This window comes from Desulfocucumis palustris (assembly GCF_002933875.1).
In the GTDB taxonomy this organism is placed as follows: Bacteria; Bacillota; Desulfotomaculia; order Desulfotomaculales; family Desulfocucumaceae; genus Desulfocucumis; species Desulfocucumis palustris.
On sequence record NZ_BFAV01000179.1, the window covers coordinates 1 to 15,478 of the forward strand.

At 51.3% G+C, this 15,478-nt stretch carries 9 protein-coding genes; 3 read left to right on the plus strand and 6 right to left on the minus strand.

The genetic code is table 11. The features are described from left to right. The 3 genes from DCCM_RS17435 to DCCM_RS17445 form a co-directional block, all read right to left on the minus strand. The coding region (locus DCCM_RS17435; RefSeq protein WP_133163957.1) for a beta strand repeat-containing protein at window positions 1–2,898 on the minus strand (2,898 nt) is incomplete at its 3' end. Between the two features lie 81 nt (window positions 2,899–2,979). Beyond that, window positions 2,980–3,210, minus strand: a complete 231-nt coding sequence (locus DCCM_RS17440) for a hypothetical protein (protein ID WP_104373669.1) — start codon at window positions 3,208–3,210, stop codon at window positions 2,980–2,982. 266 nt (window positions 3,211–3,476) lie between these two features. Beyond that, entirely contained in the window at window positions 3,477–4,145 is a 669-nt protein-coding gene (locus DCCM_RS17445; protein WP_104373670.1) for a stalk domain-containing protein, read from the minus strand. A 215-nt stretch (window positions 4,146–4,360) separates the two neighbouring features. On the opposite strand from DCCM_RS17445, the gene DCCM_RS17450 reads away from it, so the two are divergent. Then, window positions 4,361–5,758 (plus strand): stalk domain-containing protein, encoded by a 1,398-nt coding sequence (locus tag DCCM_RS17450; RefSeq protein WP_104373671.1) that lies wholly within the window; start codon window positions 4,361–4,363, stop codon window positions 5,756–5,758. Window positions 5,759–5,828: 70 nt separating this feature from the next. Here DCCM_RS17450 and DCCM_RS17455 read toward each other — a convergent pair whose 3' ends face one another. Together DCCM_RS17455 and DCCM_RS17460 are read right to left on the minus strand one after the other, a co-directional pair. After that, window positions 5,829–6,923 carry a TolC family protein gene (locus DCCM_RS17455; RefSeq protein WP_104373672.1) on the minus strand — a complete coding sequence of 365 codons (1,095 nt, stop codon included), beginning with the start codon at window positions 6,921–6,923 and terminating at the stop codon, window positions 5,829–5,831. A gap of 75 nt (window positions 6,924–6,998) precedes the next feature. Further along, the gene (locus DCCM_RS17460) at window positions 6,999–9,185 is read right to left on the minus strand and encodes a copper amine oxidase N-terminal domain-containing protein (protein ID WP_104373673.1); all 2,187 of its coding nucleotides are present in this window, start codon (window positions 9,183–9,185) and stop codon (window positions 6,999–7,001) included. 513 nt (window positions 9,186–9,698) lie between these two features. On the opposite strand from DCCM_RS17460, the gene DCCM_RS17465 reads away from it, so the two are divergent. Together DCCM_RS17465 and DCCM_RS17470 are read left to right on the plus strand one after the other, a co-directional pair. Then, the gene (locus DCCM_RS17465; RefSeq protein ID WP_104373674.1) at window positions 9,699–10,331 is read left to right on the plus strand and encodes an RNA polymerase sigma factor; all 633 of its coding nucleotides are present in this window, start codon (window positions 9,699–9,701) and stop codon (window positions 10,329–10,331) included. Next, entirely contained in the window at window positions 10,328–11,413 is a 1,086-nt protein-coding gene (locus tag DCCM_RS17470; protein ID WP_104373675.1) for an anti-sigma factor family protein, read from the plus strand. Before DCCM_RS17465 ends, DCCM_RS17470 begins: the two co-directional genes overlap by 4 nt. Before the next feature lie 54 nt (window positions 11,414–11,467). Here the strand turns inward: DCCM_RS17470 and DCCM_RS17475 are convergent, their stop codons facing one another. Then, a complete protein-coding gene (locus DCCM_RS17475; RefSeq protein ID WP_165792239.1) occupies window positions 11,468–15,364 on the minus strand; it encodes a S8 family serine peptidase in 3,897 nt (1,298 codons plus the stop codon). Window positions 15,365–15,478 lie beyond the last annotated feature (114 nt).

Here is a 15,478-nt window from a genome sequence, read left to right on the forward strand (position 1 = left end):
TACGTTAGCACTTACTGCAAGTTTGTTGGTAGTACTAATGGGTGCACCATTGTAGAAGGGATGGACACCAGCTACAGCACCAGTTAGCACGGTAATACTTGCGGCACCAGTTACACCTGCAGCAGTAAGGTCAGTTACAGTTGTTGTTGCAGCACCAGCAGTTGCGGGTACTACAGTTACAGTAGCAACACCTGCAACAAGGTTAATTTCAACAATGTTTTCACCATATTGCTTCCAAGTAGTACCACTCTTCATAGTAGTACCTGCAGGAGCAGTAGCTCCACCACTTAAACCGGCAGGCAGAGTTATCTGAACCTTGTCAGTTGCAGTGGTTACAGCATTGTTATACTGATCTCTTGCAGTAACATTTAATGTTAATGCAGCATTAGAGGTAATCATAGATACTACATTGTTAAGAGCATCCTTAAATTCTACTTTCAAGGAAGCAGGCAGAGTACCAACAACAGTAATTATAGGAGATGCTTGAGCTCCAATCGGAGCAATACCGGCTTGTGCAGGTACAGCAGCATTCACCACATAGTCATCACCTACGTATGATTGAGGAGCAAAGGTTACTTTTACCTGACCTTGGGCATCAGTCAGCAGTTGCAGTGGTTGCCCAACTGTAACTCCAGCTTGACCATTTAAGGTAGCCACACCAGTGTTAGCAGCACCATTATCAGTTGGATACAGGTTTACAGTAACACCAGATTGTTTAACAGCATTACCATACGCGTCAATCAGTTGGAACACTACATCGCTTGCAGTTGATGCAGTTGATACGTTCAGAGCATTTTCAGGAATTGCGCAAGCTATATTGGCTAATGCACCTGCGCTTTGGGTAACTGTTGCAGTTTTAGCTGGGATTGAATAGTTATTCCCAGTGCTTGGAATCACGCTAACTGCTACAGTATAATCGCCTGCGTGATTGTTAGTAACAGCAACAGCACTTAAATCGTAAATGGCTAATGTTACTTTGCCAGTTGCATCCATAGGAACAGTGACATCGCCACTAGCGTTAGGTGAGCCCACAGCAGTAAGAACTCCAGCAGTTGAAATTGTACCAACAGTTAAGTAGGTAGCAGCCCTGCCAGCTTTGGTAACATTAACATTAACATTACCATTACCAACTACACCTAAACGCTGAAGATTCACAGGGGTGCCGCTAGCATCTACCACTTGAGCATCAATACTGGCTATAGTAGTTGCAGTGTTGGCACCTTGAACCCAAGTGCTCTTCTTAACATCAAGGTTCAGATCTGTAGGTGAACCAGCCTGGGTAGCAGCAATAGTAACAGTTGCAGGTGTTAAGCCCGCACTCTCTGCAGTTACAGTAATTGTACCGGCTTGACCCTGCAGTGAGGTAATATTTACTTGTGCGGTAGTATTTATAATTGTCCCGTTACCGACAAATAAATCGGTAAAAGTTGTAGCAGATGTCCCGCCCACGACGGTCGCAGGTCCAGACACTGTAAAGGTTACTGGATAGGTACCAGCTTTCATCACTTGACCAGCTTGGTCTACTGCTACAGCAGTAACAGTTGCAGCAGTCGCTTGGTTTATAGATACAGCAGCAGGAGCAATAAGTTTTAGACCAGTTGCACTAGTAGCAACGGTAGAAATGGACTGAACATTAGAAGAAATGTTAATACCATTTACTCTTACAGGAGTAGACTGACCTTGGGCAGTTACAGAGATGGCTTTCAGATTGTCAGTTACGCCAGCAACCATAGTGGATTTAACTTCGATGGTAGCAACACCGTTGGTTACAGGAACAGTTACTGCAGCAGCAGCAACTGCTGTTAGCCCAGTAACGGGGTCAACCATTTGTGAACCTACAGGGGTTACTGGCAAGTTGGTAGTGGTATTGATGTAGTTAAAGGTCATAGCACCGCTGAAATTTGTGATGGTATTTCCGTTAGCGTCTACAACAGCACCATTAACAGATAATTTAGATTCGCCATTAGCTTCGACTGTGGTTTTTTCAGCTGAGAGTTTGATATTTGTTGCAGCACCAACGATAACCAATTCAAAAGTCGCGGTTTCGCTGCCTTTTTGGGCAGTTACAACTACTGTACCAGCAGCAGCTGCTACGAACTTACCAGCTGAGTTGATAACGCCTTTTGTTTCATCGTTAATGGACCATTCAACACCATCCACTACAGTGTCGCCCTGCTTGGCAGTGAATTGAACAGTGCCACCAACAGTAGTAGTAGTAGCATCGCTTGCAATCTGGAGAGGCTGGACAATTCCGCTAACAGTAACCTTGAAGGTATCAGTAACACTCTCTTCACCTTTAGTGGCTGTTACAGTAACATCGGTTTCGCCTTCCGCAACGCCGGTGATGATGCCTTCAGCGTCAACAGTTGCGATGGTTTCATCGGCCACAGCGTAGCTCAGAGCAGCATCTGCGGGGGTTGCAGTCACATCTGCATTAACAGTGGCGCCGACTTCGACAGTAACGTCATTAGCGGTTACCGTTACATCCCCGGGCTCTTCGCCGCCGCCTTCGCCGTTCACATCAAACTCTTCCCAGGAAGAGTACTTGGTGTTCTTGGACTTGGCATACACTTTTACTGTGTAGGTGCCGGTTTCCAGTCCTTCATCCTCAACGGACAGTTCTTCTTTATCCGTATAATACTTTTTGTCTTTAATGACGTATTTGCCGTCTTCGTCTCTAACATACCACTTATAGGATATCGAGTCGCCTTCATTGGACTTCCACTCGGGAATGGCGATAAATACATTGGCTTGGGTATCATATTCCACTGAAACGTCGTCCAGTGAAGCCTTGGTCGCGGCATTGGCCGGGATAACCGGCAGCAGGACGGTCATGACCATTGCCAGTACCAATAAAATGCTCAGTTTTTTCATGCCAGCTGATTTTTTAGTTAGCATCTACTCGCTAATACCTCCTTTTAATCGCTTGAAAAGCCATTTTCCTTCATACAAACCGGCACAGGTGATCCTATCCCATGGCTACAACACTTCTTCTTCCGCCTCTCCACCGCCGGAGCCGGCCATATCCTCCTCCTGCTCCTTCTTCGGCGTTAGACCGGTTTCCAGGTAGTGCTCAAGTGAAGCTATGACGATAGCCGCCTGGCTTACCCCGGTTTCGAATGATCTGCGTGCGAGTCGTTCCTTTAATTCAGGTGATATCCGTACCTGAAAGGATACGTACGCTTTAGGACGGCCATATGCATTAGCCACCTAGATCACCTCTCACCTCCTGTGTAAATTTGGGTTACGCACAGATCACCCCCTTAAAGGAATTAATTTAAGGCTCTTGGTAACCATAATGTGGTTGGGTTGTAGGTTGGTTGGTACCACATCAATCAACTAATATATTCAACAGTATTTTGGATTGTCCTCCAAGCTTTCCCTGCATTTTTTAAATTTTTTTGTCGATCGGACAATGCCAAAAAGCCTTTAAAATCAAGGGTTCTGTCGTTTGGTTACAAATAATTTACAAAAAATTAATAATTCAGCTTCATATCTATAAAATCTATTTTCATGTCCACGGCGTTTTCAACCTGAAAGGTGATATCGTTGGCGCCGGTGGCGTCGATTTCAAGCGGAACGGCGGGGCCGGGTCCGATCTCAATTTTCTGCGACTTCTTGCCATCTATAAATATAGTAAGGGTGGTGAGTCCTTTATTCTTACTTTCGTCGTCCAGGGCCAGGGTGCCGGTGATTTTCTTCAGGCCGCTAAAGGATGTGGTGAATTTGCACTCGGCTTTATCCTTGTTGGTGGGGATCACGTAAAATCCCTTGTTATATTCCTTTTCGTCCACCAGCATTTTGGAGTTTTCACTTATCTTCAAACCATAGCAGGAGGGCATGAACAGGTCTTGCAGGGAAAGGCTCCTGGGCGCGTTGCCGCCGGTTATAATCACGGTGTTGTCCTCCCAGCCCACCTGCTGCTGCAGCGCCTCTGCCACGGAGCGCAGCGGCACAAATACCTTGTCGTCGTATGTAAAGGGCTCCAACTGGGATGACAGCAGCTTTCCATTAACTATTATCTTAATGCCGCTATACTCCACCGGTATGTTTTTGCTCCCGTCCGACGCCGCCGCCATGATGCCGCCGAACAGAAGAGCCCCGGCCAATATACCCGCCATAAACACCGGCAAGGTTCTTTTCATACAGTTTACCCCTCCCAATATTTTCTTTAATAGTCAATTGGATAAAATCTATTTTACCTGATTTTTGGATCTTTTAAAAGAAAATATGCATTTTATTTTTATATGTGCATAAATGCCTTAAATAGGAGCGCATTTGCTCAACCCGTATTGCTACTCAACATCTCCCATGATAGTATAAATGTAGCGTTTGGATATTTTTATGGAGGTGATGGATTTTGTTCAGACTGCTGAGGATTTTTTTACTGGCGGCCTTGTTGCTGGCCTTGGCAGCCCCTGCCTTTGCCGGTCCCAGGGTAGTGCTGGACGGCAACCTGCTTCAGTTTGACACAGAACCTACAATTGAAAATGGAACCACTCTGGTACCTTTGAGAAAAATATTCGAGTCCATGGGGGCGACGGTATCCTGGAACGAGGCGGAGCAAAAAATCACGGCTGCCCGGGACGCCGTAACGGTAACACTGACCCTGGGACAAAAAGACGCTTTTGTCAACGGCGAAAAGGTCACACTGAATGCCGCTCCCAAAACGGTCAATGGAAGAACCCTTGTGCCCCTGCGTTTTATCGGCGAGGCCTTTGGCGCCTCGGTGGTGTGGGACGCCCCGCAAAACACGGTGATTATAAAGTCTCCGGTGGAGCCTGAGCCGGTGCTGGAGGAACTGCCCCCGGACCAGGTGACGGAAGTTCACATCATTGATTCAGGCTATGCCAACGCCGTCTACCTGAAGCTTGCGGACGGGTCCAACATACTGATAGACGCGGGGTACGACGAGGACCTGAGGGAAAGCCGCAAAATAATCAACTACCTGGAGAAAAACGGTGTGGATGAACTGGATCTGCTGGTGGTTTCCAGCCCTACCAGCGATTACATGGGCAATGTGGACGATGTCCTGAGCAAAATAACCGCCAAAAAGATTATTGACACCGGCCAGGTGATGCCCACAAAGGATTACGAGAAGTACAAGTACATGGCCTCCACCAGAAGCACCACCTGGGAAACCGCCGACGGCCAGCGCCTGCGCTTCGGCAATGCCGCATTGGACATTCTTTCCTACAAACGCTATGTGAGCATTACCGACAACGCCACTGTAATATGCAGGTTAACAGTGGGCAATATCCGGTTCCTCTTTACCGGAAACGCGGCACTGAAGGATCTGGAAGGGCTGTCGGATATGTCCAAGGGCAATTATGCCGATGTGCTGCTGGTGCCCGCCCACGGTGACGATGGAACACTGTCCAGTGAACTTCTTGCCAAAATTGCTCCGAAGACAGCCGTGATAAGTGTAGGCAACAATGTGCACAGGGACCCGGGAGATAAAACCCTGGAGTTGCTCAGCGACGCGAAGGTAAAAGTATACCGCACGGATGTGGACGGGGACATAGTGATCACCACGGACGGAAAGAATTATTCTGTGGGAACAAAAAATCAATTGGAGGAAAATAAGCAGCAAATCACAGCGCCCAGTAAATTTATAGGCGATATAGAAACGAATGTTTATCATACTCCCGGTTGCCCGCTAATCCAGAATATACCCGACGAAAGAAAAATTACTTTTAAGTACTCCTGGGACGCCAAAGAGGCCGGGTTTGAACCCTGCAAGCTGTGCAACCCCTAAATTGAATGCAATGGAAAAAGGGAAGGGGAAGCGGTTAATAGCCGCTTCCCCTTTTTTATTATTTCACGGGTTAATCCTTTTCGATTTTTATTTTACCCATGTATTTGTCCAAAGTATCCATGGACGTGGCATATTGCGCCGAAAGCTCCGATATGCTGGCGTCTACTCCGACCAGGCTGGCCTGGGCGGATTCCAGGGCATCCTTTGTGGTCATGCCCAAATCGTACTGTAGCTGCAGCACCCGGCAGGATTCCTCCAATTGGTCCTTCTGGACCAAAAGCTGGTTGCGCTTTTCCAATAGCGTGTTAATGCTGTTGCACATATCCCGGAGCTGAAGGCGAATGTTTTCCTCGGTGGATTCAGCCGTGAGGTTGGCTATGTCCTTATTATATTCCCCGACATCAATATACGTCTGAAATATTTTCATGGTATCAGCCAATCTGGCTGCCTCCTCCGCGGACCACAGCTCGTAGGAACCGTCGGCGGCCACCCTGGCCGTTCTTTCCACATCGTCGATGGGTTTAAATTCTACCTCAATATCACTGGTCAGCACCGGCCTGGTTCCCTCTTCAAGACCGGTATAAGTGATTAACTGGGTATAGGCCGTATCCAGGGCGGCCTTCGCTTCCTCCAGGGAAGCCTTGTCGGAGGCCAGCTGCGCCTCGGCGGTCTTAATATCGCTATCGGTGGCCATGCCCACGGCCAACTTCGCCTTGGCCTGCTTCAGCTTCAATTCGTCCACGCTGATAGCTTTCTCTTTGGCGGCAATGCTTTTGTTGCCGGTCAGCACGTCAAAATATGCCTTTCTGGTGTCTACAACCAGCTGCAGTTTTTCGTTTTCCAGGTTCTTCTTTGCTCTTTTCAGGCTCATATCCTGGTTGTAATAGCTCATGAACGCGGATTTCTGGGCCTGGCCGTAGTTTCTGTCCACGGGGGTGTAATAAACGTTGGTCATGGCCTGGTCCATAAGCTCGTCCTGCAGATCAACTTCTTTTTCCAGGCTGCTCAAATATTTGCTGTTGTTAAGGGCTTTGCTGACGGCGTCTTCCAGGGACAGCTGAACGCTTGCAGTTTCCACTTCCTCTTCCCCAGCCCAGGCGGGAATCGCGGCGGCCAGCAGTAGAAGCAACGCCACAGCCAGAACAATTAATTTATTTTGTTTCAATTCAAATCACCCCGATTTAAGGGGAAAAAGCCCAGTCCCAATTGGAGCTGGGCTTTTTCTTTTAAGAGTTTAACCTTAAAACTCGATACCAACTGCATTTGTATCTGCATTCCAGGTTACGGTACCGCCGAAAGCTTCGGCTACGTATCTGGCCGGCAGCATGGTGCGGCCGTTAACTACTTCAGGAGCTACGTCCATGGTGGTTGTGGTTTCGCCGGCGGTAAGAGTGGTGCTGCCTACCATCATAGTCACAACTGTGTCACCCTTGGTCAGGGTTACGGTTTGACTGGCTTCATCCCAACCAATGTTTTCATCTTTCAGACCGCATACATAGGCCAGGTAGCGAACGGGCACGTAGGTGCGGCCATTCTTGATGTACGGAGCAACATCCATCATCTTCATTTGACCGTTCAGGTTGTAGAAGTTGTTGCCTACCAGGAACATTGCGCTGCCGTTTTCCTGATCCGGAGCCGGAGTCACTACAGTGGCGGCAGCCACGGAAGCGGCCCAGCTGGAGTTGAACATATCGGCGGCGTCGGCATCCACTATGGCGGATCCGCCAACTCTAAGGGTCAGAGGACCTTCGGGATAGCTGCGGTCCACGTTCAGTTTAATGTTGCTGAACTTAACGGCGCTGGCGTTCTTGGAAACCTTGTCGGTTTCAACCAGTACAACGTCATACATTCCGTCGCCATTGTCGTCTCTGAATTTCACCAGGTTGCTGTTGTCCAGTTTCAGGTCGCCTTCGATAACTTCAGCAGTGGGGCGGGAAGCAAAGCTTACGCCGTCCGGAGCTTTCAGCAGCAGGGTTTTGGGGCCGTCCTCGTCAATGGCTTCGGCGCCGGCTTCCTTAATAATGACGTCGCCAACGGTTTGAGCCTGAACACCGATTTTAACCTCGGTGGCATTCTCAACAGTCGCGGTTACGGGAGCCAGGGACTTGGCCACAACCAGTTCGCCTTCAACACCGGCGGAACCGGAGAACTTCATGGTTACATCGCCAGGCTGGCTGAGGTTCAGGGCAATACGCAGTTTGTCAATGGAAAACTCGGTATCATCTTCCACATCGTCGGTAGTCTTCCATACAATCTTGTTGTCGCTTATTTCGGTGCAAGGGAAGTCACCGAGCTTCAGCTTGGAATCGTCTTCGTCAATATCTTCCCTGTCATAGATGAACTTGGCGTTGGAGGACAGTTCGGCTACGATGTAGCGGCCGGAATTGATGCTGTCCTCGGTATTTTGTTCCACGGTGATTTCAGCCAGTTCTTTGTCATACTGACCGGCAAAGAATTCTTTAACCTTTTCGATGGAAACTTCGTTGCCGAAGTCTTCAACTTTGGCCAGCACCAGGTCCACAGAGTTCATATCCAGGTCGCCGTCGCCCTCAACTTCAACTTCGCAGTCGCCGGGTTCGGCATCGTAGGGAATGTCAACGACGGGGGTGATGTCCAGGATTCCCCTGTAGTCCAGGCCTGATTCGCTAAAGTACAGTGTGATTTCTTCATCGTCAATATCATAGTCGTCTTCGTAAGCGCTGGCCAGTGAGCCGCCGAGAATGACGGGGCCGTCGGTGTCGTTGTCTTCATTCCATTCATAGTCGTCGGGCAGGGTGATAACGATTTCACTGCCGTCAACCATGGCGCCCTTGGCGTTTTCAGTTATGCGGATGGTACCCAGTTTAACGCCGGTGTCGCCCACTGCAACGGTTTTCTTGTTAACAACGGTGGCGGTGCACTCGGAGCCGAGCACGTTACCGATTACATACTCGCCGGAGGTGATGGCGTTGTCCAGGGAGTCCACCCTGACTTCAACAGCGCCGGAGAAGTCGGAATCGATTTCCAGGTTGTCGAAGTCAACCTGTAATTTTTCTTTCTCTTTGTCGGCTTCAGTGGAGTATACTTCCACGGTTACCGAGGTGTCGGTGATGCTCTGGATAACGTAATCCAGGGTAGGAGAGCTGTTGCCGAAAATGGCTTCGGCGTCTTCATCATCCACTACGTCACTCGGGAATTCCACTCCGTCCACCAGGGTAATGGTGATTACGGAAGGATCGGTTTCATCTTCGGAAAAAGCGTTGGGGAAATCTTCGGATTCTTTAATGTACAGGGAACCGAAGGTTGCTTCCGATTCCTTATCGCCTACGTTTACTTCTCTGTCCACATAGTTCGAGGTAAGTCCTGCGGCAAAGCCCGCGGTGGGCAGAAGCAGAGTGCCCAGCAGGGCGAAGGTCAGCAGGAGTGCAAGAAACTTGCTTCTCTTCACGATTGGTTTTTCCTCCTTTAATTATGTTTGATTTTGACTTTTTACCTGCGGATTAATCAGTTAAGCAATCAGCAGGCAGGGACGGTTAGATTCCTCTACCCGAACCTCACCTCCTTTTCAGGATCTTTTAAAGCAAAATACTTACCGCGCGTAACAATCCACCACAGGCAAGCATTCTTATGCTATTCAACACTCTTCCATGTTTTCCTCCCAATTACCCGAAAATTTTCTAGGGGTGGAAAACCGGCCATGTTATTCAGACATCTGGCTGGTGTGGATTAGCATACTTGATATGGTGTCTTATGGTTCACATTTCTTTAGACACATGATGTTCGCGAAAAGTTCCGGACAAACAAAATATAATTTTTAAAAATCCACCTTCTTTTTCCCTGGCGTTCCCTGCAGGAAAAACGTCTATATTTAATGAATAAAAAATAACGCGGAACTTTTCTTATTTAATAAGTGTCTAATATGTACCCGGGTAAGGCACGGGGTACTATGGGAGAGTGCCTAATGGGTGATTTGAAGACGGATGTGTTGATAGAGCGCTGCAGGCAGGGAAGCGAGGCCGCCTTCAGCGAGCTGATCCAGATTTACCAGAACAGGGTTTACACCATATGCTTTCAGCTTACCGGCAACTCTGAGGATGCCAAGGACCTGGCCCAGGAAACCTTTATCCGTTTGTACGGGGCGTTGCCCGGGTTCAGGGGACAGTCGGCCTTTACCACCTGGCTTTACAGAATTATCCATAATCTCTGGGCCAACGAGCTGAGAAAGAGAAAGAATAAACAGACCATTTCCTTAAACGCTCCCATCCACACGGAGGAGGGCGAGATTGACAGGACTCCGGCGGATGAGAAAAGCAATCCGGAACAGTTGATCGAGGCCGGAGAGGAAAGAAAGCTGATCTGGACGGCCATCGACACTCTTAACCAGGAACAGCGCACGGTGCTGGTATTAAGAGAATTGCACGGTTATTCCTACGAGGAGATAGCCCGGGGGCTGGGCTGGTCGCCGGGAACGGTGAAATCCAGGCTGAACAGGGCGCGGCTGCACCTGAAGGAGCAGCTGCTGAAACTGGGAGTAAAACCGGACAAGGAATCCCAAAAGGATGCGGATATCAGAAAGAAGGTTAAACAATTATGAAATGCGGATACTCATATGATGAATTAACCGCATACTTTGACGGCGAACTGCCCCGGGAAGAACAGAGCAAGCTGCGGCAGCACCTGGGCTGCTGCGGGGAGTGCGCGTCCGCCCTGGAGGAACTCCGGTTTGTCCGAAGCGCCGTATTGTCAGCCTGGCAGGCCGAAATACAGGCCCCGGAGGATCTCCGGAGCAATGTGCTAGGGCGGCTGAGAGAGGAAGGCGCTTTCCGGGAGAGTTTGCCGGTTAAGACGCCTGTTGCAACCGGTAAAGGCTGGAAGGGATTCAAGGGATGGGGCGCCGCGGCTGCCGCGTCGGCGCTGCTGGTGGCAGGGGCCTCCTGGGCCTGGCTGGCCGGCAATGTGGACAATGCCCCGCTGAATACCGCCCTAATTGAAAATAAGCCGGCCATAACGGAGCACATACCGCCTGATAAGGAAGTAAAGGAAGTAACGGAGAAGGAACCTGACGGCACCGCCGGGGGTTCTGCCACCGATAACCAGCCCGGGGATAAACCAGGGATTAAAAACCAGGGTACGGCGGTTACCAGTCCTGAGAAACCGGGGACTCCGCGGCAAACGGATAACGCTCCGCAGCAAACCGCGACAGGGGCGATAGCTTTGAAGGACTATACCGGCAAAGCATTTTTAAGTGTTGACAAGAAAAGCTATTCCGGATACTTTCAGCTGACGGATAACTGGAGAAATTACGATTCATTGGATCAAAAGATAAAATTAACGGCGGCCGGGTACAACGCCGCTCTGGCGGGCAGCTTTAAAGACAGCGGCGGAGTGGTAACGATAAATGTCCCCACAGCCTCCTATAACGCTCTTTACGAGGATCTTAAGGGACTGTTGTCCGCCGGCGGCATTGTAAAGGGCAGTGACACCACGGTGGAAAGCATAGAAAGTCAATATAAGGTTGTCCAGACGGAGCTGGAAAAGGTCCGGGAGGAATACGAGGCCTCCGCCGGAGACATGGAAAAACAGAACCAGCTGGCAAACAGGCAAAACAGCCTGATTGATCAGATGGAGGATTTGGAGCAACGCGCCAGGATCTCAACCATAGCGATAAAATTATAAGTGAGACGGTATAAATACTACGGAAAAAGGAAAACCCACCTGAAAAGGTGGGTTTTATTCGTAAATCAGCCCTGACAGCCGCCATATCATCACCGCCGCCTCAGCCCGGGTCAAATAGCGGCCCGGCTCAAGTTTTCCCGCGGAAGTGCCGGCCACAATCCCGGAATTATAACACCATGCCACCTCGTCCCGCCTGGACCCGGGTATATCGTCCCAGTCCCCAAAGGGCGGCGGGGCGGATGCGCTGTAATTCCGGCCAATGCCCCTGGCGGCGGCGGCTCTCCACAGGGCCGTCACGGCGTCCAGTCTGGTAACCGCGGCCCCTGTGCCGCCCCTTACTTCGAATTCCTCCACGGGCACCCCGGTCAATGCGTACAGGGCCTCATAGAAATCCCCGGCGGCAACCGGCGCCGACGGGCTGAATTTTCCCCCGGAGTCCGGTTTCATCAATCCGGCTCCCAGCACCGCGGTTATATAGTTCTCCGCCCAGTGGCCCTGGAAACCGTCCTTGGGGTAACCGGCTTCAAAGCCGTAAAAATCCCGGGTCATCACATTTATTCCCCCGGTGGCCCTATTGACCGAGCCCAGCACTATTTTATGCTTTCCCGGGACCGGCAAATCCAGGCCGGCGGCGAATACTCCTCCCGTAACGGCCGCGCTGTTCCAGGACCCGCCGTCAATACAATAATAAACCATATTCCCGGCGGTTTTTCCTCTAAGCAATGTTTTCCCTTCGCCGGAGTCCGGCTCCAGTATAAATTCCAGCGGGGGAGGATTAACTCCCGGCCCGGGCCGGGACTCCACCATTATTACCTTATCAAGACCGTCCGAAGAGTCCGGCAGCAGGGTAATTTTAGCTTTTTCTCCGGGAGCCAGGTCCCCGGGGGCCACCATTACACCCTCTTTATATATTTCCGCGTCCCTTTCCAGTACGTAGCTTTTACCGTCGGCCGTCCTGATTGTGGTGGAGCCATTGTCCTCCGCCAGCAGGCTGATGGTGATTTCCTCATTAACAGGCTCCACCGCGTCCAGCCTGATCACCTCGCCGTTTCCGTTCAGGAGCGCCCTCAAATAATAGCCGGACTCCACGGCGTCAAGCCCGGACGGCAAACCTTCCACAAAGCAGGCTGCATTTTTAGCCGTCCGGTAACTATCCGTTTTCCCTTCTTCCCGCTTTAGCAGTATAATGCCCGGGTCCGGCAGAATATTGCCCGCCATGCCGTAAACCACCCCGGAATAAGCCCATAGCCTTTCCACCACATTCAGGCCGTTTTCCGTGATTCCGGAATCACTGCAGACCCCTTCAATCCAGTCGCCGGATTTTACCGCTCCCGGAGAGGACTGTCCACCGTTTTTAAACACCAGTGCACTGTCGGGGAGTTTAAATTGCAGCCCGCTTTCCAGGGTCGCCACTCCGAACCTGGTTATTCTGGCCACCCTGCCGGAAATCATTTTGTTTTCGGCGTTCAGGGTGCCCACTTCCCTGGTGCGGGGGGAGATTACCATCAAGACCTTGCTCCCGGGTTTCACGCACTCCAATTTTTTAAGACTGCTGAAGGAGAAGGCTTCGTCTTCCGGACCATAGGCCTCCCACTTGTTTTCAACATTTATTCCGGCCTGCCTGCTCAAGCGGTAAGTCTCTCCGCTTTCCAGGGTAATTTCCCCGGCTTCGGCTCCCGGCCCGGCCACTTTGCCGGTAACCACCTGGTAGGTGGCGTCCGCGCTCCACATATATCCCGTCAGGGGATTGATAACCCCCACCACGTCGGAGCCGGGGAGTATTTCATTAATCAGCTTCGCCCTTGAGCCGTTAACATTTATTGTTACTTCGGGAGACGGGGAGATATTGTACCCGCCCTCGGAATACTCCGGGCGAAGCTCCAGCAGCATTTTCCGCCCGTCGCTTTCAGCGCCCTTGACCGAGCCTGAAAAAGCCGTGACATAGGATACATATATATCCTTTACGCCATTTTCAGAGGGGAAATAATATATATCCGATCCCGCGGCCAGCCGGAAGCCGGCGGGATCACCCTCCGGTTCTATGCCGTCCCTGGACAGGTGTATATCGGCCCCGGGGAGGGGAGTCAATACACCTCCCCCCGCAAGTTTAATCTGGCCGCTTTTATTAATGGACGCAATTATTCCCCTGGCCGGCGGCTGGCCGAATGCCACGGCAAAGTCCTGATTCACGCCGGGGCTGGACGTAACAGCGTCAACCCCCACCGCCGCCCCGCGCACCTCGACCACGTATTTTCCGGGCCGCGGCCGGTCAATGCGGACCTGCTCGGTGTTATTCACACTATCCCTTTTCCCCTGGCCGCCGAAGTCGTTTCCATAGAATACCCTGCCGTCCGGGCCGGTAACGGTCAAATCCAGGTCGTTTACCAGGGTCTTCCCGGAAGCTCCGGGAGCCTGGGGCGGATCGCACCAGGACAGGGTAATTTTCAAAGGCCTGGTTGAGTCGGTGACATTATAGCTGTACTGGGCTGTTTTGTTTTCTTCCAGCCCCTTCCGGTCATCCCTGCAGATAACCGAGCGGCCCTGGAGGGATAAAACCGTCCCCTGCACATCCAGCATTCCGAAGCCCTCCGCCCTGGTCCCGTTCCCGATGCTGCGGGCGCCGTTTATCAAAACCGCCTTAAGCAAGGCGGAGGAGGGGGAGCTGTCCGGGCCGACGGATTTAAAGTATTCCCTCAGCAGGGTGGCCGCCCCGGCCGCCAGGGCCGCCGAGGAGCTGGTGCCGTCCATCCTGGTGTAAAAATGGTTCAATAAAAAGTTGGTGGGGGCCAGGCTGGAGCGGGTGGATATGATTTCGGTTCCCGGGGCCACCAGCTCGGGCTTGATCCTTCCGTCCGCGGCGGGGCCGCGGCTGCTGAAGGAGGCGATATCAGCGACATCGTCAGAATCGGAACCAAAACCGGGCCGGGGATTCTCCGACGCCCCCACGGACAGGGCATTTTTACTGTTTGCCTCGGCCACCACGGTACCCTGCCCGCCATGACCCGGTCCTCCGTTTCCGGACCCGAACAGCGCCAGAAAATCCGGGTGTTTCCTGGTAAAATCATCTATTTGCGAAGAGGCCGCGGTATACTGGTTGACCGGTGTGCCCCAGCTGTTCACATGAATACGCGCTCCCGCCGCATAGGCCGGGGCAAAAAGCTCATTGAGGTTGGCGGGAGGATCCGCCTGGTCCTTTACGTTAAGTATCGACTGGAAATAAAGCCGGGCCTCCGGCGCCACCCCCCGGTACTTACCGTCCGACGCCGCCCCGGTGCCCAGCACGGTGCCTGCCACGTGCGTGCCGTGACCGATGGGGTCCGAGGGAAGCAAATTTCCGGACAGGGACTTCAGGGCCACTATTTTTGGCTCTTTTCCCTTTTCAAACATAAAATCCGGATGTATGCCGGATTTATCATCACCGGTATCCAGCCCGCTGTCCGCCACAGCCACCACCTGGCCCGCTCCTTTTAGACCGCCGGGCAAGACATACCCGGGTGTCTGAACCGTCCGGGCGCCTATGATCCCGGAGCTCCTGTCATTCAAAAATTCCGGCTGCACAAATGTTTCAGTGTTAATTACAGAGGAATTAGCCTTAAGCTGGTCGGCCATCTGTTCAGACACCTTTACCCTGAGAGTGGTGCCCTTTTCATCGAAGCCCTTTATAACTTCGCCGCCGGAGGAGTCCACCATTTGCTTTATTATTAATTTTTCCTTTTCATCTTTAACTGAAACATTTATTTCCACAAACCCGGAGTCACCGCCGCTTTGCGGCGCTTCCCCCGCTTTTTCCGCTTTTTCCGCATTTGAACGGTTTTCTCCGCCTGCCCGGTGAGCCGGCGGCGTGCCGCTGTTCCCGGTATCAACAATATAAAATTTCAACCCGGCCAGGATTAACAAGGCGGCCATCGCCAGTGCCCATTTCTTTCCCGCTCTGTTATGTAAAAACATCATTTCACCTGCATCTTTATATTCCATTTTTAATCATACAGCACTCTAAATATAAGACGATTGGAAGGGGGAAATTGTTGCAGTTTTTATTTAGTAAAATTTACGGAAATCGCCATC